Annotated in this window: 14 protein-coding genes; 5 read left to right on the top strand and 9 right to left on the bottom strand. The window is 41.9% G+C overall.

Annotated features, from left to right (window positions below; translation table 11 throughout):
• Position 1: 1 nt before the first annotated feature.
• The 5 genes from UH38_RS00615 to UH38_RS00590 form a co-directional block, all read right to left on the bottom strand.
• Entirely contained in the window at positions 2-688 is a 687-nt protein-coding gene (locus tag UH38_RS00615) for a hypothetical protein (RefSeq protein WP_045052667.1), read from the bottom strand.
• A 47-nt stretch (positions 689-735) separates the two neighbouring features.
• On the bottom strand, positions 736-1,542 hold the full coding sequence (gene larE / locus UH38_RS00610) for an ATP-dependent sacrificial sulfur transferase LarE (RefSeq protein WP_045052666.1): 807 nt from the start codon (positions 1,540-1,542) through the stop codon (positions 736-738).
• 107 nt (positions 1,543-1,649) lie between these two features.
• On the bottom strand, positions 1,650-3,965 hold the full coding sequence (locus UH38_RS24580) for a GAF domain-containing protein (RefSeq protein WP_235354987.1): 2,316 nt from the start codon (positions 3,963-3,965) through the stop codon (positions 1,650-1,652).
• A 319-nt stretch (positions 3,966-4,284) separates the two neighbouring features.
• Positions 4,285-6,135: a sensor histidine kinase gene (locus UH38_RS24575; protein WP_052672205.1), complete on the bottom strand. Its 1,851-nt coding sequence runs from the start codon at positions 6,133-6,135 to the stop codon at positions 4,285-4,287.
• Between the two features lie 9 nt (positions 6,136-6,144).
• Positions 6,145-7,944, bottom strand: a complete 1,800-nt coding sequence (locus UH38_RS00590; protein ID WP_045052665.1) for a response regulator — start codon at positions 7,942-7,944, stop codon at positions 6,145-6,147.
• Between the two features lie 200 nt (positions 7,945-8,144).
• On the opposite strand from UH38_RS00590, the gene UH38_RS00585 reads away from it, so the two are divergent.
• A complete protein-coding gene (locus UH38_RS00585) occupies positions 8,145-9,014 on the top strand; it encodes a branched-chain amino acid ABC transporter permease (RefSeq protein ID WP_045052664.1) in 870 nt (289 codons plus the stop codon).
• A gap of 60 nt (positions 9,015-9,074) precedes the next feature.
• On the opposite strand, the gene psaX is transcribed toward UH38_RS00585, so the two are convergent.
• Positions 9,075-9,218, bottom strand: a complete 144-nt coding sequence (psaX, locus tag UH38_RS00580; protein ID WP_045052663.1) for a photosystem I protein PsaX — start codon at positions 9,216-9,218, stop codon at positions 9,075-9,077.
• Positions 9,219-9,370: 152 nt separating this feature from the next.
• Positions 9,371-10,273, bottom strand: coding sequence for a lipoyl synthase (gene lipA / locus UH38_RS00575; RefSeq protein ID WP_045052662.1), 903 nt, complete (start codon positions 10,271-10,273; stop codon positions 9,371-9,373).
• A 367-nt stretch (positions 10,274-10,640) separates the two neighbouring features.
• Here lipA and UH38_RS00570 point away from each other — a divergent pair, with 367 nt between their 5' ends.
• The 3 genes from UH38_RS00570 (at position 10,641) to UH38_RS00560 (ending at position 15,122) form a co-directional block, all read left to right on the top strand.
• A complete protein-coding gene (locus UH38_RS00570; protein WP_045052661.1) occupies positions 10,641-11,189 on the top strand; it encodes a response regulator in 549 nt (182 codons plus the stop codon).
• 74 nt (positions 11,190-11,263) lie between these two features.
• Positions 11,264-14,050 (top strand): PAS domain S-box protein, encoded by a 2,787-nt coding sequence (locus UH38_RS24570; RefSeq protein WP_052672204.1) that lies wholly within the window; start codon positions 11,264-11,266, stop codon positions 14,048-14,050.
• Complete coding sequence (locus UH38_RS00560) at positions 14,028-15,122, top strand: hybrid sensor histidine kinase/response regulator (protein ID WP_045052660.1); 1,095 nt, start codon at positions 14,028-14,030, stop codon at positions 15,120-15,122. Before UH38_RS24570 ends, UH38_RS00560 begins: the two co-directional genes overlap by 23 nt.
• Before the next feature lie 217 nt (positions 15,123-15,339).
• Here UH38_RS00560 and UH38_RS00555 read toward each other — a convergent pair whose 3' ends face one another.
• Positions 15,340-16,809 carry an ankyrin repeat domain-containing protein gene (locus UH38_RS00555; protein ID WP_045052659.1) on the bottom strand — a complete coding sequence of 490 codons (1,470 nt, stop codon included), beginning with the start codon at positions 16,807-16,809 and terminating at the stop codon, positions 15,340-15,342.
• Between the two features lie 284 nt (positions 16,810-17,093).
• Here UH38_RS00555 and UH38_RS00550 point away from each other — a divergent pair, with 284 nt between their 5' ends.
• Positions 17,094-17,564 (top strand): DUF4079 domain-containing protein, encoded by a 471-nt coding sequence (locus tag UH38_RS00550; protein WP_045052658.1) that lies wholly within the window; start codon positions 17,094-17,096, stop codon positions 17,562-17,564.
• 64 nt (positions 17,565-17,628) lie between these two features.
• Here UH38_RS00550 and UH38_RS00545 read toward each other — a convergent pair whose 3' ends face one another.
• Positions 17,629-18,246, bottom strand: a complete 618-nt coding sequence (locus UH38_RS00545) for a DUF1997 domain-containing protein (protein ID WP_045052657.1) — start codon at positions 18,244-18,246, stop codon at positions 17,629-17,631.
• Positions 18,247-18,285 lie beyond the last annotated feature (39 nt).

Below are 18,285 nucleotides of genomic sequence, written 5' to 3'. Positions count from 1 at the left end.
TTTAATAATTAACTACACTAAGTAACTTATTACCGCCTTTTTGAAATTCATAAGCTACTTGCTGAATTTCTACTTTGTAGCCGCATCTTTGCATTTCATCTATAACTGGTTGCAGCCACAGCGAAACTTCTCCTGAAAATTGGACTAATAGCGGAAAAATTCTAACTTCTTTCGCCACGCGGCACATTTCTCTAATTGCTGCTATATGAAAATCCAAGGAAAGATTATCGGAATAAGTAAATAAAAAATGAGAACACAAAGCTAGATCGAACTGAGAAAAATTGAATGATAGGTTAGGCAATTCATCTATAACATACCTACCTTGTTGCAATCCGATTGGAAAATCTGCAACAAATTTATTCATTGCAGTTATTCTTAATTTGCCTAATTCTTCTGGGGATGGAATATCTTGCCAAACAAAGCGATCGTAATTAGTTTTTGTACCATCAATAATTGCTTGATAAGTATCTCGTACGCGCCCAGCAATTTCATCAGCCGTAAATTGATAGATTGGATCGCAAGAAACAACGCTATATCCTTGCTGAAACATCTCTGCATTAAAACTAGCAGGACCACCACCACAATCTAGAATTTTTAGGTTTAGTTCGTCAGCTTTAAGGGCGAACATACCAACATATTCTTGCATGGATCTGCCCCAAGGAACAACGCTCTCTAATTTAAAACCCATATATTTTCTGAGATAAACATAGTAAAGATGTGCAGACAATGTTGTTCCTACACGGGCGTTAAAACCTGGTTTAATTTACCACTACGATAACCTTCCAAATCTAAAGTCACATACATAAACCCATAACCTTGAAATTCAGAAACGATCGCCTGCAAATCGTTCGCCATCACAAAATCTTTAATCAATTCCGGCGGTAGTTCAATTCTGGCAGTATCGCCCTCGGAACGAACCCTCAGATTGCTAAAACCCAACTTGCGTAAATAAACTTCTGCCCTACCTACGCGCTGCAACTTAGCAATCGTAATCTCTTCCCCATAAGGAAAGCGAGAACTCAAACAAGGCTGTGCGGGTTTATCCCACCAAGATAAGCCTAAATGCTGCGATATTTGCCGTACTTGCGCTTTAGTAATACCTAATTCTGCCAAAGGCGACCTGGCACCTCTTTCTTTTGCTGCGGCTATTCCTGGTCGATAATCGTGCAAATCGTCGGCATTTACCCCATCTACAACATAAGGATAGCCAAGTTCTTTAGCAAGCGGCTTGAGAGTATCGTGCAACTCGCTTTTACAGAAATAGCAACGATTGACAGGATTCGCCCTATAGTTGGGATTATCCATTTCGTGCGTCTGGACGATTTTATGCGCGATCCCGATTTCTGTAGCTTGAATAGTTGCTTCCTCTAGTTCTTCTGGTAATAAAGAAGGAGAAACAGCCGTTATCGCGATCGCGCCATCGCCTAATACGTCGCAAGCCACCTTAGCAACCAAAGCACTATCAACGCCCCCAGAGTAAGCTATTATCGCTTGCTCCATTTCTCTAAATAAAGTTTTTAGTTGCTCTAGTTTCTCTAACATTTCTTAGTTACTCAAATCACCCTACTTTATTGTAGAGAGCAAGTATAGGCGATCGCTGCTGTACGTTTCGTCTTCCTCTGGTCACTGGAATACAGGCGATCGCTCCTCTACGCCTCATCTTCCTCTGGCGGTGGTAATTCTAACATTGGTAAATGCAGCGTAAAACAACTGCCTTGCCCTACTTGCGATCGCAGCGTAATATCGCCGCCATGTAACTGCGCTAGCTTGCGCGACAAAGCTAATCCCAAACCCGTTCCCTCATACTTGCGATTTAACCCGCTATCTAGTTGCTGAAATGGTTGAAATAACTTAGTTTGTTCGCTTTCAGCAATACCAATTCCCGTGTCAATAACTGAAAAGCTTAAAGTGTCTGCTTGGCGTTCTACTTTGAGGGTAATAGAACCCGAATCTGTGAATTTGACTGCATTAGATAGTAAGTTTACCAATATTTGTTTTAACCGTCGCCGATCGGCAATCCAGTTTTCTACATCGTCTGCGATCGCTAAGTTTAGTTGTAAATGTTCGCGCCAGCACCGCTCTTTAAACAAAGTTAAACAGCTTTGACAAATTTCTGCAATTGGGAAACCTTCTAGTAATAATTCTTCTTTGCCTGCTTCAATTTTAGACAAATCGAGTAGATCGTTAATTAGCTCTAATAAATGAGTGCCACTGTTGTATATACCTTCTATATATTGCTTTTGCTTGTCATTGAGAAAGCCGAATATTTGTTGCAACAGTATATTAGAAAACCCTAATATCCCTGTCAAAGGAGTTCTTAATTCGTGGCTCATATTGCTTAAAAACTCGCTTTTCGCCAAGTTAGCAGCTTCAGAAAGCAACTTTTCCTGTTCTAATTGGTGAGTACGTTCTTTAACTAATTCTTCAAGCATTTCATAGCTTTGAGCATTATAAAGAGCGATCGCAGCTTGATCGGCAATTTGTTCTAATAAATCTATTTCCTCTTGACTAAATACCCGATATTTAGTAGTAGTATGCAAAGCTATTCCACCAAAAAATTTACCTCGGATATAAATCGGGATCTTTAATCCGGAAAGAATTTGTCCTTGTTCGAGTAATGCTAATCGATTAGTCGATTCAACTACGTTTGGATCGTTGCTAGCATGAAATATTTGATAGCGGTTGACATCTGCGCTCGGCTCTAAAAGTTCGAGCCATTCCCACATAGGTTCTTGAAAGCCTTGAAGGCAAGCAACTTCTTCGTTTACTCGCCACTCATTGCGAACAGAAATTTGCGCCGATTCTAAATCTATCCACACAATCACTACTCGATCTACTTTGAAGTATTCTCCTGTTAGTTGTACTATTTCTTGCAAAATAAATTCAGGATCGAAACTAGAATTAATTGATCTAGCAATTTTATTTAATGTCTGCTCTCTAGCCGCTTTATCTTGAAGTTGGCGAAACAACTGCGCTTGATGAATAGCGATCGCACATCTGTCACTAATTACTTGCAGTAGCGCTATTTCTTCATCATTCCACAAGCGTTCGCGATCGCATTGATGTAAGATAATTCCACCTAAATACATTTGCTGATATAGTAATGGTGCAATTACTAAACTTTGCACTCCTGTTGCTGTGGCAATATCTTGAATTTCTGGCACTACCGAGCTATCAATTAAGGGTAGTGCAACTATTTCACCTTTTAATAGTTTTTCTTCATAGTGCGGGTAGTAGCAACATTTAATACCAATAAAATTTTCCCGATCTGCTGTAGCTGCACTGACATCGTAGATCCACATTTCTCCTTGCAAATCAGGGCGAAAAATCAAGCAGCGGCTAACATTTAAAGCTTGGTGAAGATTATCTGCTGTTATTTGCAGCATTTCCTCTAATACCAATGTACCGCGCATTGCTTGTACTATTTGATTGATAACTGCCTCTTGATTGGCTTGACGCTCGATTTGGGCGATCGCTGCTTTTTGCTGACGACGCATGGTAAATTCTTGCAGCGATCGCTTTAGCACTATTGGCAAGCGAAATAACCGATCTTTGAGTACGTAATCAGTCATTCCAGCTTTGATACAATCTACTGCTGCTTCTTCTCCCAAACTACCAGTAACTAAAATTAAGGGAATTTCTTGCTTTGCTTCTACTAATACTTGCAACACTTGATATGCCGTAAACTGCGGCAAGCGATAATCAGCTAGTACCGCGTCATAAGTTTGGGAATTTAATAGTTGCTGGCACTGCGCCAACGTATCAACAGTATCAAAAGAAAACGGTATATTCGCTGATTCCAAAACAAGCTCTAACAGTTCTACATCTGCGATCGCATCTTCTACAATCAATAAATGTAGCGATGACTCGATTGGTAAATCTTGCCATGAGGAGGATAGTTGCGCGAGTGGGTTTACCGACATCAGCAACTTGTCCGATATAGCTTTACGATCTAACTCGTCCATTAGTTAACTAATTATGGAGTGGTTACAGAGGTTTTTACTGCCTGGGTTCTGTAGTTGTATGTAAATTGTGCTTTTTATACTTTAATTATCTAAATATTTTTTACTTTGAATAAGATTATTTTTTTGTTTTATTGCTCCCAGCAGCAATTTACTCCAAAAAACAGCAATCGTACTTTATTTATATCCTAATATCTATTTTTTATAGATGTACAGCGCTTATGCTAATCGTAATAGAACTCAGTGTTTTTGGGCTGAATTATCGAGGTATAATGTATAAAATTATTCTATAATGACGTGCTGGTTGCTTATATGCTATATACTAACATCTACATAGCTGAGGCAATTTAATATAAAAAGTTGTGCCTTGCTGCACTTGACTTTCAAACCAAATCCTACCTCCATGTCTATGAATAATACGTTGCACGATCGCAAGCCCAATCCCCGTACCAGGAAAATCTTTTTGGGGATGCAAGCGTTGAAAAGCTGCAAATAACTTATCAGCGTATTCCATTGCAAAGCCAACGCCGTTGTCTTGAATAAAAATTGTGCCGTCAGTCAGACAACCGATATTAATTTGGGGTGGATGGCTGAAGCGACTAAATTTCACAGCATTATCAATCAAATTACTAAACACTTGTTGCAGCAAGGTAGGATCGCCCATAACAATCGGTAGTTCGGCAATTGTAAAATCTATATGCTGTCGATCGTCAACCTCTGGATGTTGGCTGACTAAAGCCACTGCTTCATCAACTAGCAAGCGAACATTAACAGGTTGGTAAACTAACTGTTTTTGCCCGATCCGCGCTAAACCTAGTAAAGCCTCAATTAGCTGCCCCATTCTCTGGGTACTATCTTGAATTACATCTATATATCGATTCACTTTGCGATCGCCCAAACTACGATTGGACTTTATTTGTCTATCTAAAGCTTCAACAAAGCCGCTGATATGCCGTAGAGGTGCGCGTAAATCGTGGGAGACAGAATAAGCAAATGCTTCTAATTCCTTATTTGTCGACTCTAATTGTGCCGTACGTTCGGCAACTCGTTGTTCTAAATTTTGATTGAGTTTTCTAACTTCAGCTTCCGCTAGTTTTATTTGTGTAAGTTGACGCTCTAGCGATGATGCCATATTATCGATCGCCATAGCTAGTTGACTGATTTCTTGATAGCGATCGCTCAAATTGACGCGCGTACTTAGATCGCCTTTAGCGATCCGTTGAGTTGCACAAACCAACTTCCTCAACGGACGAATCCACAATAAATGACTACCAATCGACGCAATAGTTATAGCGATCGCACATACCAATCCTAAACCCAATAAGTTGCGCCGCAGCGTGCGGTTGACATGGGCGTAGGGATCGGCTTGGGAAATACCAATAGCTGCCATATATGCATCGTTATTAGCTTTGTACCTTGCTGTTGGCACGTACAAATATTCGCTACCATCAACACCGCTAACTTTAGCTATATCCTTGCCTTGAAGCAGCATATCTTTAATTACAGGTGCATTCAAGGTAGACTCTACTTGCCAATTTTGCGGTTCTGGATAACGGGCGATCGCTTTGCCATCGCGATCGAATACGCTCAAAGTTGCACCCGCAGGCAATGGTATTTTAGGGGTTATTTCCTTGAGCCAACTAGAATTAAATGTTAAAAAAACAACCGTTTTTAGTTCATTTCTATTGTTAAATATGGGGTGGCTACAGACAATCTGAGCTTGGCGATCGCTTTGCTGAGGAGCATAGTTTTCCACAGTAAAACTGCGATTTTTTATAGTTGTTTGCAACCATACTTGCTGCTTTTGGGGTGTTGTCAGTGGCGATGCACTACAAACTATCTGACCGTTTGACTTAACTACGCCAATATTATTGTAAAGCGGGTAGGATTTTATTATTTCTTTTAATAGCAACCTACATTCATCGGGAACATTACCGCCGATTCTTCTGAGCTTAGATAAAATAAACAACAACTGTTGGGCATTCGTTATAGTTTGCGATTGTTGAGCAGCAGCAATTTTACTAGCTTGGTGCAGATTGTTGCGTACCTGAACGATTGCTAAACGCCGATCTTCTAAGCTGTTATAGATTGTCATCGCTAATGCTGGTACAACGCATATTAATACCAGCACGATTAAGCGAAAGCGTAGACTTGTAAAAGATAGGCGACGCATGGCTAGTAGCTATTTTTTAATAGTTTCTGCGCTATATTTAGCTACCAAATCGGCTAAAAGCTTTAAATCGATTGGTTTAGATATATATTCAGTTGCTCCCGCAGCTAAACAAGTAACCCGATCGCCTGGATTTGCCATTGCAGTTTGAGCAATAATTGGCATTTGGCTATACTGCGGGCGGTCGCGCAATTGCTGCATTAAAGTTAAGCCGTCAACGTCAGGTAAATGAATATCCATTAAAATTAGCTGGGGTTTGGAGCGCTCTAAACTTTGCCACATTTGAGCGGCGTTACTCACCAAATTAACCTGATAACCCAATTTTCGTAAATAAGTAGTGACTAATTTGGCGTTGTGAATATTATCTTCTACTAACAAAATTGTGGCTTTAGATTCAATCGCAGCAAAAGAGGCTGCGCTCCCTGCTCCTTGGTTAGCTCCTGCAGCGGGAGTTAGAGGTAGCACTAGCGTCAAGCGAGAGCCGCGATTTACTTCCGAGCGTACTTCTATCCATCCGGCGTGAAGTGCTGCTAGTTTTTGGGCGATCGCAAGTCCCAAACTAGGGTTTTCATTGGTTTGAGCATTAAGAGCAATTTGATTGTGCGGTTGAAATAGGATTGCTTGCTCTGCTTGGTTCATGCCTACCCCTGTATCCCAAACCGTAAAATGGACAAATACGCCTTGGTGTTTGACTTGCAACCCTACAGAACCTCTATTAGTCAATTTCAACGCATTTAAGAGCAAATTTACGAGCATTTGCTTGAGTCGTAACTTGTCGGTTACTAATATTGTTGCTAGAGCGTCTATTTCTAAGCGCAGGTTTAAATTTTTTTGTTGCGCCTTGGCTTGCACTAAGGAAATTGCTTCTCGGCAAGTATCAGCCACATTAATGGCTGTCAAGTTAAGAGTTAGTTGATTTGCTTCAATTTCCGCCAAATCTGCAATTCCATCTACCAAAGCTAGCAATTTCTGGCTATTACTAGCAATAATATCGAAATACTCCTGTTGATGGGCGTTCGTAGCATAACCGTGAGATTGCAGCACGTTGATAAAGCTGACAAGAGAATTTAGCGGTGCGTGAATTGCCTTGGTAGTATCTAGCAAAAATTCATTTTTTTGTTGGTTAAGCTTGACAAGTTCTCGGTTACGAGTTGCTAGTTGTTGAGCGTATAGTGCTAATGCTTTGAGTTGTCCGATCGTCCTTACGCCTAAGAGCAATACTAGCAGCGATCGCTCGATTAGCTGTTGTTTGTACTCTTGGCTAATACCATTTAAATCGCCAATAACAGGAACAACAATTAGCCAACAATTTAAGCCACCAGTATTGTGCAGTTGCCAAGCTCTTTGTGGTTGTTGTTGGAGGTATTGTAAATCTGCTGTAGCAATTTCTGCACCCAAACGCAATTCCAAAGGTTTACCTGATGGCAAAACAACTGCCAAAGCGCGATCGCATTTTTCTGATAACTGCAGATTTTGGGCAGCAACCTCATAACAAATCTTCCAATTTGCCGCATCTGAGAGTAAAGCACTATTGCGAACTTCCATGTCGCTAAAGGCTAGCGCTACGCTGTCTGTTTGCAGAACCAGATTTAACTGTTTGATAAAGGTATAGAAATATACTGCTTCTAACTCTAGTGCAGGCGTTTGAGCAGTTAAATGAGAACTCAGCCAACTATTTAAGTGGCTTTGAATTTGATTGATGCCTTGCTCTAGCCAGAGTTCAGCGCGAAGATGGGCAATTTGTGCCGCTAGATCGTCGCCTGTATTGCCAGGTTGCTCTAAATTGCGATCGGGTTCGTTTGGGTGCGGCATAACTTGCCAGACTATAAAAAATATTCGACTACTTTGCTTGCATACGCAAAGAGTTAATGTAACCAATCGCACTCTAACACAACTTTATAGAAGCAAAGGGAAAAAGGTGTAGTTGCTAATCTTTGAGTATGGCTTTGTTGAAAGCCTCTACTTTAACACCTATACTGGCTGCGTTAGATGCTTTTTTGCGGGAATGACAAATGGCTGGACAACTAGCGCAATTATTTATTAATGGCATTGCTGTAGGCAGCATTATTGCTTTAGCCGCAGTCGGACTAACTTTGACTTACGGCATTTTGCGCCTATCCAACTTTGCTCACGGTGACTTTATGACATTGGGGGCTTATTTAGCTTTGAGTGCCAACCTTAGTGGCGTAAATATATGGCTGGCAATGGTTTTAGGCGCGATTGGCACAGTCGCCGCCATGCTATTATCAGAAAAATTGTTGTGGTCAAATATGCGTAATCGTCGTGCTTCGGCGACAACACTAATTATTATTTCTATCGGACTTGCTTTATTTATTCGTAACGGCATTATCTTTATTTGGGGCGGTGCTAGCCAAAGCTACGATCTGCCTGTTAGCCCAGCACTAGCGATCGCCGGACTGAGAATTCCCCAAAACCAGTTAATTGTAGTCGGATTAGCAATTTTGGCAATTTTGGCACTACATTACTTGTTACAGTACACCAAAGTTGGTAAAGCAATGCGGGCTGTAGCTGATGATATCGATCTTGCCCGCGTATCGGGGATTGATGTCGAACAAGTTGTAATTTGGACTTGGATAATAGCAGGTAGCTTGACAGCTATTGGCGGCTGTATGTACGGACTGACTACAGGTTTGCGTCCAAATATGGGCTGGTTTTTGATTTTGCCGATGTTTGCTTCAGTAATTTTAGGCGGAATTGGCAATCCTTATGGGGCGATCGCTGCTGCCTTTATTATCGGTATTACTCAAGAAGTCAGCACTCCCTGGTTGGGTTCGCAATACAAACTAGCTGTAGCCTTAGCATTTATGATTTTAGTCTTGCTGATTCGTCCCAAAGGCTTATTCAAAAGCACAATCGCTTAGGTTAAAGCGGAAAGGGAAAAGGTGCAAATCAATTCCCTTTTTTCCTTTCCGGCTAAAATACTACGGATTAATAACGTGGAAGTAGATAGCTGCAACTAGAAAGTTACCTGCTAAGAGAATTAAAGAAACAATTGTCCGAAACGGGTAAGGCGCAGTGCTAGTGTTAACTGTTGCACCTTTGGGATCGTTGATTTGAGTTGTCATAAGTACAAATCCTAATCTTGTAACTTAATTAAGAAATACCAAAGAACGCCATCCTTGACTAGAAATCCGCAGAAATATTTTTTAAAATTTGCCATCTGCTGTACAGGCGTAGCAGTGCCACGTTTCTGTACAGACGTAGCAGTGCTACGTCTCTACGCCTCCCCTGCATGGTATGAACTGCGAACTAATGGACCAGATCGTACGTGCGTAAATCCCATCTTGCGGGCGATTTCACCTAATTCGTCAAATTCGTCTGGTGTCCAATATTTTTGCACTGGTAGATGTGCCAAAGATGGACGCATATACTGCCCCAAAGTTAAGCGATCGCATCCTACGGCGCGTAAGTCTGCCATTGCTGCGACTACTTCGCTAGCAGTTTCCCCATGTCCCAACATTAAGCCTGATTTGGTTGCAATTTGCGGCTCTATGTCTTTGACTATTTTCAGCACTTGCAGCGATCTATGGTACTTAGCGCCCCGCCGAACTACTCCTTGCAAGCGTTCTACTGTTTCGATGTTGTGGTTGTAACAAACTGGCTTTTGCGCTACTACTGTGGCAATGCGATCGCGCTGCTGTTCTTCTCCGTCGCCTTTTCCGCCCCAAAAGTCGGCTGTCAATACTTCTATTTGGGTTTCGCTGCTTGAGTTACGGATAGTAGCGATCGCCCCAGCAAACCAACTTGCTCCCCCATCGGCTAAATCGTCTCGCGCTACAGATGTCAAGACTACGTACTTCAATCCTAGTAATTTTACTGCTTCTGCTACCTTCTGCGGCTCTTGGGGGTCTAAAGGCATGGGGGCATGACCTTTATCTACTTGACAAAACGCACACGATCTGGTGCACACTGGTCCCATTAACAAAAAAGTTGCTGTTTTTTGGGCGTAACACTCGCCTCTATTTGGGCAACGTCCTTCTTCACAAATGGTATGAATTTGCCGCTGCTTAATAATTCTCTGTACTGTAGAAATTTCGCTAGCTTTGCCGATAGGGCGGCGCAACCATGCAGGCATTGATTCAACTTCAGCTTTTTTATCCGCAGTTTTCCGCTCGCTCATATAGGATTTATTTACATTGTTTAAGTTTAAGTGCGATCGTTCTCCCGATCGAGGCAAATTTAGCCCATTATCAAACTGACAAGCCAGAAAAAAGTCATTACTCCAGCACGCTACAATACAACTTATTTGACGTGTAAATATACGGGTAGGGTAGTTATGAACATATATAAATTATTACCGTATATTTACTTAAGTGCTTGAACAGGGGAAATCAATTTATGTCTAGTTCTCAGTAAAATTTCTCTTGAAGCAGATTGGCGGTAGGGTTAAGTTTATGAACGTAAGCTTGCTATCTGATACTGCAATCTTGACCATAAATTTGTAATATTACTACTTTAGTTAAATTTTCCCATTAGAGGATTTTATCGTGACAAGTCGCAAAATTTTAGTTATTGATGATAGTCGAGTAATTCGGGTCAGAGTAAAAGAAATGCTGCCACCAGGCAACTTTGAGGTGTTAGAAGCCAAAGACGGGTTGGAAGGAATCAACTTAATTCGCCAAGAACACCCCAATTTAATCATGCTCGATTTTCTCTTGCCTAAGATGAGCGGATGGGAAGTTTTTCAACAGATTCAACAAAATCCAGAATTGCAGAAAATTCCGTTGGTACTAATGTCAGGGCGCAAAGAGGAAGTAGTAGAGAAAATTCAAGAACCCTTTGAGTATTTTGAATTCATCTTAAAGCCCTTCGAGCAAAAAGAACTAATCGGGGCGATCAAATCGGCGATGGCAAAATCGCAAAAACCGCGCCGAGGAACAGGCACATCGGCAGGCATTACCCGCACGGGTTCGATGACAACTGGAACAGCAGAAGTCCAGGTAATGCAACAAAAAATTGCCAGTATGCAAGCAGAAATTAATGCTTTAAAACAACAAATTGGGCAAATTGTTGCCTATATCAACAAAAACAAGTAACTTTTGCTGATATTGAGTTTAAAAACTTGAAGTGTAGAAAAGCATGAGGTTATGTAACTAACAGGAATAACTTAGTGAGAGCGCCATTACCTGAGAATGAAGCTGCCAGACTGCAAGCCTTAGAAAAGTACGAAATTCTTGATACTTTAGCTGAAAGTGCATTTGACGACCTTACCCGTTTGGCAGCCTACATTTGCGGGGTTCCGATCGCACTCATCAGCTTTGTAGATTGCGATCGCCAATGGTTTAAGTCGAAAGTCGGCTTAGAGCGATCGCAAACCCATAGAGATGTTTCTTTCTGCGCTCATGGGATTTTACAGTCCGACATACTAATTGTTCGAGATACGCTGCAAGACGAGCGTTTCGCCAATAATCCTCTAGTTATTGGCGAACCTTACATTCGATTTTATGCTGGCGCACCGTTAATCGATGCTGACGGTTTTGCTTTGGGGACTTTATGCATAATAGACAAAGTACCCCGCGACCTTAGCATTGAGCAGCAGCAGGCGCTAGCAACTGTGTCGCGTCAAGTTGTGACGCAATTGGAGTTGCGGCGCAATGTCGTCAAACTGCAAGAAGCTATAGAGCAATATCAACAAGCAGACGAGGCAAGGCAAAAGTCAGAGCAAAAGTTAGCATTGCATTTTCGGCAAACGCCCGTCGCTGTAATTGAATGGGATTTGAATTTTGCGATCGTCGATTGGAACCAAGCAGCAGAAAAAATCTTTGGCTATAGCCGCAATGAAGCGATTAATCGTCACGCCGCAGGCTTACTCGTACCTCCATCAGCTAGAGAAGAGGTAGACCGAGTTATGGTTGAGTTACTAGCACAAAAGGGTGGAACTCATAACATCAATCCGAACTTAACTAAAGATGGTAGAGCGATCATTTGTGAGTGGTACAACACGCCATTAATTAACGATCGCCAAGAAGTAGTTGGCGTTGCTTCTATCGCTCAGGACATAACCGCTCGCTTTTTAGCAGAAAAAGCACTGCAAAAGAGTGAGGCAAAATACCGTTTGGTCGTAAATCGGACTAAAGAAGTTATTTTCGAGACTGATGCTATAGGTTTATGGAGATTTCTCAATCCTGCTTGGCAGCAGATTACTGGTTTTTCTGTTGATGACACTATTGGCAATGACTTTTTCGAGTATATTCATCCCCAAGAGCGCCAAGAAAGTATCCAGCAATTCCAAGCTCTGCTCCAAAATCGAGCAGAATTTTATCGTCATGAAGCACGTTACTTGACTAGCGATGGCGGCTATCGTTGGCTGGAATTATCTGCTTGTCCGCTTCTAGATGAAAAGGGTGCTATTTTAGGCAGTTGTGGAACGCTGCAAGATATTAGCGATCGCAAACTTGCCCAAGTTGCCCTCCAAAAGAGCGAACGACTGTTTAAAGCCGTTTTTGACAATGCTTTTCAGTTTATTGGTTTACTGACTCCTGATGGTGCGATCTCAACTGTAAATCAAACTGCGCTTGATTTTGGCGGCATTACCTTAGAATCAGTTGTCGGACAGCTATTTTGGGAAACGCTGTGGTGGAGGCATTCAAGCGCCGAGCAAGAAAAGCTCAAAGCGGCGATTTTCCAGGCTGCAACAGGCAAACTAATTCGCTACGAAGTAGATGTAATCGGTGCTGGTGACACTATTAGTAGTATTGACTTTTCGATCAAACCAGTTTTAGACGAAATCGGTCAAGTTAGCTTACTTATCCTCGAAGGGCGAGATATTACCAAGCGCCAACAAGCAGAAAAAGCACTGCAATCTAGCCTAGCTACAAACCGCGCCTTAATTAATGCTTTACCGGATTTGATGTTTCGCATTAGTGGTGAGGGCATTTTTATTAACTATAAAGCGGGTAAAGGTAACGAACTGCTACTACCTGCTAGCGAATTTTTGGGCAAAAGTATTTATGAAGTGATGCCACAAGTAGTAGCGCAGACTGCTATGAAATGCATTCAACAAGCACTCGCAACTAAAGATGTGCAAATATTTGAGTATCAACTGCCTGCAGACAAAAATATCATCTACTGCGAAGCTCGAATTGCTGTCAGTGCGGAAGATGAAGTTATGGTTATTGTCCGCGACATTACTGCGCGTAAACTTGCCGAAGCCGAAATCCGCAATGCTTTGGCAACAGAAAAACATCTAGGCGAACTTAAGTCACGCTTTATCACTATGGCTTCCCACGAGTTTCGCACGCCTTTAACCACTATCTTATCTTCGGCGGAATTATTAGAAGATTTTGGCGAAAGTTGGAGCCAACAGAAGCAACATCAACACCTCCACCGCATTCAAACAAATGTCAAACACATGACTGAGCTTTTAGAGGACGTGATGTTAATAGGCAAAGCCGAAATGGGTAAACTAAATTGCCATCCTTTACTCATGGATGTAGTTCAGTTCTGCCGCGATTTGGTCAATGAAATGCTTGTTAGTTGCGGATACAGTCATGATGTTGTTTTTACAAGTCCAGCCAATAGCTTGGATGCTTATTTAGATGACAAACTACTGCGCCCGATTTTGAGTAATCTACTTGCAAATGCAATTAAGTATTCGCCTGCTGGTAGTAGCATACATTTCGAGCTAAATTGTCAAGAAAAGGCAATAAATTTTCAAATTCAAGATCGAGGCATTGGGATTCCTGCTAGCGAGCAAGCGCACTTGTTTGACTCATTTTATAGAGCTAGCAATGTTGGCAATATTTCAGGTACGGGATTGGGACTAGCTATTGTCAAAAAAGCTGTAGATTTACATCAAGGAACAATTACAGTAAAAAGTGAAGTTGGAGTCGGGACAACATTTTTAATTTCTATACCGTTAATAAAGGAAATATATGAGCAAGATTTTAGTAATTGAAGATGAGTTTTTAATTAGAGAAAACCTGTTAGAACGCCTTGGCGCAGAAGGTTTTGATACTCTAGGCGCAGAGAATGGTTCGGATGGCATCAAGCTAGCAATAGCAGACAAGCCAGATTTGATTATATGCGATGTAATGATGCCCGAAGTAGATGGCTATGAGGTGCTAAAAACACTGCGCCAAAACCCCAATACAGCAGCAGTTCCCTTTATTTTTCTTACAGCCAAAGCTGATAAAGCTGCTTTGCGTCAAGGTATGGAATTAGGTGCAGATGATTACTTGACTAAGCCATTTACCAAAACAGAATTGCTAGGAGCAGTTGCAACTCGCCTAGAAAAACACGCAGTTGTCGCCCAACACTTTGAAGAGGAGCTAGTAGGTTTCGTGCAAGGCATTACTGACGTATTGCCGGAAGAACTGCTCAATCCAGTCTATCAAATCTTCAGTTTGACGCAAAAGTTGGTTGAAGAACACGAGGAAATTCAACCCCAGGAAATTTTAGCAACAGCAGAAAATATTAACGGTGCAACCATGTATTTGCATCGGTTGATGGAAAACTTTGTAATTTACTCTAAGCTGAAAGCTTTAACTATCAATTCCCAAGAAGTAGAGATTTTAAACGATTGTCGTACATCTAACCCCAATGAAATTGTCGCGAGCGTTGCTAGGCAAAAAGCGACTCAATACAACAGAGAAGCAGACTTAAGGGTAAATGTTGCTCGTGCTGGGGTTAAAATTGCCGAACACGATTTAAAAAAAATTGTCGAAGAGATAGTTGATAATGCTTTTAAGTTTTCTGAAACTGGTACATTTGTAGATATCAAAGCAACTATAGAAGACGATATTTATTTTCTGACTATTGCTAATTCTGGTTGTTCGATGACCTTAGAACAAATTGCTAGCATTGGTGCTTGCAGGCAATTCGAGCGCGAGTTTTACGAACAACAAGGCTTGGGTTTAGGTCTAATTATTGCCAAGCGCTTATGCGAACTACACAATGGTCAATTAACGATTAAAACTGCCAAAAATGCGCCAACTACTACAGTTTGTATAGAGTTTAAGTGTGCGTGAGTAACAGTGACCAGTGACCAGTTACCAGTGACCAGGTAAAAGAGAAAGAGGGAAATACTCTTGTCCGAGTAGCTGATGATTAGACTTCTTGCAAAAGTAGGCAATGCTCTGTAAATTAGCAATCCTATTTTCTTCCTTGTCCTCCTTGTCTCCCTAATCCGTTGAAATTATGGACTTATGCAAGAGGTCTATTGCATAATTGCTTTGCTGGTTGCTGTTATTCCCCTAGTTCGGCGGCTTGGAGAACTTGCACTATATCTGTGTAACCGTTAAATTCGGCGATCGCTAGTGCTGTGTAACCACCACGATTTTTCAGAGTTGGATCTGCGCCAGAATGTAACAATAATTGTACGGCTTGGAGATTGCCCCGCGATGCTGCCCACATTAAGGCTGTAGCTTGCGATGAGTCTAGTAAGTTGACATCTGCCGTTGGTAGTAATAACTGGATTATTTCCAGGCGATCGCGTTCTGCGGCTTTAATTAAGGGCGTTTTGCCATCTGCTGCAGGAATATTTGCCTCGGCTCCGCTACTAAGTAATAACTGGACTATTTCGCTATTTCCTTGGGCTACAGCAGTAGTTAGAGGTGTTTCGCCCAAACTTATAGTATTGACTGTTTGGGGACTTGCTAGGGCGGCGACAACTTCACTATGCCCTTGGATGACAGCTAGCATTAACGGTAAATCGCCTAGCTTGTTAGCCAATTGACTATTTGCACCGCGATCTAGCAAAAGTTGCACGATCTCGGTATAACCTTCAACAGCGGCAATATGCAAGGCTGTATCGCCATTTTCGTCTTGGGCGTTGACATCTGCCCTGCGATCTAGGAGGATACTTGCGATCGCATTATCTCCGCTGGCTACGGCGGCGATTAAGGCTGTTTCTCCAGTTTGGTTTTTGAGGTTGATATCTGCTCCGCCAGCTAGCAATGCTTGGACGATTTCTAAATTGCCGCGATCGCAACTTAGCATTAAAGCTGTATCGCCATCTGTATCTTTTTCATTGACATTGGCTCCTTTAGCTAGCAATAAGCTTGTCACTGATACTGAAAGAGCGATCGCTGCTTGCATTAAAGCTGTTCTGCCATCATCATTTTTACTATTGACATTGGCTCCATACTCTAGCAAGACTCTAACTGTTTTGCTATAACCTCTAGCTGCTGCTAGCATTAAAGCTGTTTCGCCTCGTTTGGCTTGATTTATATCTGCGCCCGCAGCTACTAAAATTTGGGCTATTTGGCTATGCCCATGTAAGGTAGCAACGATTAAGGCAGTATCCTCATCTTTATCTTTGATTTTGATATCTGCACCTGCGCCTAGCAACGTTTGCACGATCTCAGGAGCGTTTTTCAAGGCTGCCACCATTAGGGCTGTACTACCATCATCATTTCTGGCATTGACATCAGCGCCGTAACTTATCAGAATGCGAACAACATCAACTTGATGATTTGCGGCTGCTAACATTAGTGGTGTTGCGCCGAATTTACGGCGGGCGTTGATATCCGCACCGCCATTAAGTAGCAAAGTTACTATTTCGCTGTAGCCACAACTAGCTGCGAACATTAAAGCTGTAGTGCCATCCGAGTCGCTAGCATTTACGTCTGCACCCGCTATTAGCAGCGCTTGCACTTGCTTGATGTCGCCTAACTTTGCTGCTTTGATTAACAAGCGATCGCCATTTGAAGCCATGCTCTAAACTATCCCGATTTGCACCCTGCAAGTCTAACGGTAAAAATTATACTTATAAAGCTGTTGTATTACTTAAACATCCAGCTTTTTTTAAACAATCAAGCGACTTAGTAGATAGCTAAATTCCGTTACCAATGAGTTTATAGACATGATTTTCTTGAAATTTGCTCAATTTTGCCTTCTGCCTGCTAAACACTGCGCTGATTTTTCCTCCTTATTGCACAAAGTTTTTTGAAGCAGTTATGCTAAGTTTTATCAAGAATATTAATAAATGAGTAGACGCTATGAGCCTGGAAATTCCGGCAACCATTAAGCCTTGGTTAAATATTTTTCACCCACTGTTGATGTTTGTGTTGTTGGGCGTTTCGTTTTACGCGCTGTATTTGGGCGTAAAAGTGCGCCAGCTTAGATATGCAGAGGGCGAAACCAAAAAAGAGCTAATCAAAGGTAAATATAATGTCCGACACTATCAAGTCGGCTCGATTCTTTTGGGTCTAATGGTAGTAGGAACGTTAATTGGCATGGGTGCGACTTATATCAATAACCAAAAGCTATTTCTCGGACCTCATTTGCTAGCAGGCTTAGGCATGACAGGAGCGATCGCAGTTTCAGCTAGTTTATCTCCATATATGCAAAAAGGTCAAAACTGGGCAAGATACACGCATATCGTCCTAAATTCTGGTCTTGTAGCAGTATTTGTCTGGCAAGCAGTCAGCGGCGTACAGATTATTCAAAATATTCTAAGTAAGCTGTAGAAGAGGGCAGGGGGTGCAGGGGAGGTAGGGGGAGACAAGGAAGCATTGTCTCTTAGGCATGAGTCTATACACCTAACGATTTGTAAAAATCAGCTTGAACTTTAACTGTCAGGCGGCGCGATACTTGGCGAACGATTTGGTTGAGTAAGCGATCGCCTGTATTTTTTACTACAGACTTGGGCAAGCGGTGGATAAACTTGGGAAACTGCACGTCAACGTTTAAATCTAACTTCCACTCGACTTTTGTAACTTCCCCATGCTCTACAAGCTCCATAACGGCTTTAAAATCTACGTCATAGCCAGGAGCAACGTAATTAGGGATAGCGATGGTTTTGATGCGATAAACATTATTTTCAGCGGGCAAAAGTTCTAATCCTACTTTCGGCTCTACGTCATAACCAAAAGCACCAAAGCGACCAATTACCAACGCATAACCATTTTCATTGATTGGTTCTACCTTCATAGGTTGGGCGCAACGACAAAACCATTCTTGATGCACGTCTAAATACTCCGCCACCTTTTGCACTGGAGCCCGCATTTCCATACAGTCAGCGAATTGACCAGAAAAGCGCGTTGGGGCGAAAGATCCTACACGATCGTCTGCGTGGGGTATATGCCCTCCTACATTCCAAACTGCTTCGTTGACTTCTAATGACTGGTATTCGCGGTTTTGTGACAACATAAACTTCTTCTCTTGCGATCTGCTTGGCTCTTACATTCA

Source organism: Aliterella atlantica CENA595 (assembly GCF_000952155.1).
Classification (GTDB): domain Bacteria; phylum Cyanobacteriota; class Cyanobacteriia; order Cyanobacteriales; family Chroococcidiopsidaceae; genus Aliterella; species Aliterella atlantica.
Note: the sequence above shows the minus strand (reverse complement) of the source record. Positions and strands in the feature narration are given on the sequence as shown.

What these genes read in the sequence shown, in the direction of transcription:
- UH38_RS00590 (WP_045052665.1), bottom strand. Translation starts at nt 7,944, where the DNA reads ATGCCGCACCCAAACGAACCCGATCGCAATTTAGAGCAACCTGGCAAT.
- UH38_RS00550 (WP_045052658.1), top strand. Translation starts at nt 17,094, where the DNA reads ATGAGCCTGGAAATTCCGGCAACCATTAAGCCTTGGTTAAATATTTTT.
- UH38_RS00555 (WP_045052659.1), bottom strand. Translation starts at nt 16,809, where the DNA reads ATGGCTTCAAATGGCGATCGCTTGTTAATCAAAGCAGCAAAGTTAGGC.
- UH38_RS00545 (WP_045052657.1), bottom strand. Translation starts at nt 18,246, where the DNA reads ATGTTGTCACAAAACCGCGAATACCAGTCATTAGAAGTCAACGAAGCA.
- UH38_RS24575 (WP_052672205.1), bottom strand. Translation starts at nt 6,135, where the DNA reads ATGCGTCGCCTATCTTTTACAAGTCTACGCTTTCGCTTAATCGTGCTG.
- lipA (WP_045052662.1), bottom strand. Translation starts at nt 10,273, where the DNA reads ATGAGCGAGCGGAAAACTGCGGATAAAAAAGCTGAAGTTGAATCAATG.
- psaX (WP_045052663.1), bottom strand. Translation starts at nt 9,218, where the DNA reads ATGACAACTCAAATCAACGATCCCAAAGGTGCAACAGTTAACACTAGC.
- UH38_RS00585 (WP_045052664.1), top strand. Translation starts at nt 8,145, where the DNA reads ATGGCTGGACAACTAGCGCAATTATTTATTAATGGCATTGCTGTAGGC.
- UH38_RS00560 (WP_045052660.1), top strand. Translation starts at nt 14,028, where the DNA reads ATGAGCAAGATTTTAGTAATTGAAGATGAGTTTTTAATTAGAGAAAAC.
- larE (WP_045052666.1), bottom strand. Translation starts at nt 1,542, where the DNA reads ATGTTAGAGAAACTAGAGCAACTAAAAACTTTATTTAGAGAAATGGAG.
- UH38_RS24580 (WP_235354987.1), bottom strand. Translation starts at nt 3,965, where the DNA reads ATGGACGAGTTAGATCGTAAAGCTATATCGGACAAGTTGCTGATGTCG.
- UH38_RS00615 (WP_045052667.1), bottom strand. Translation starts at nt 688, where the DNA reads ATGGGTTTTAAATTAGAGAGCGTTGTTCCTTGGGGCAGATCCATGCAA.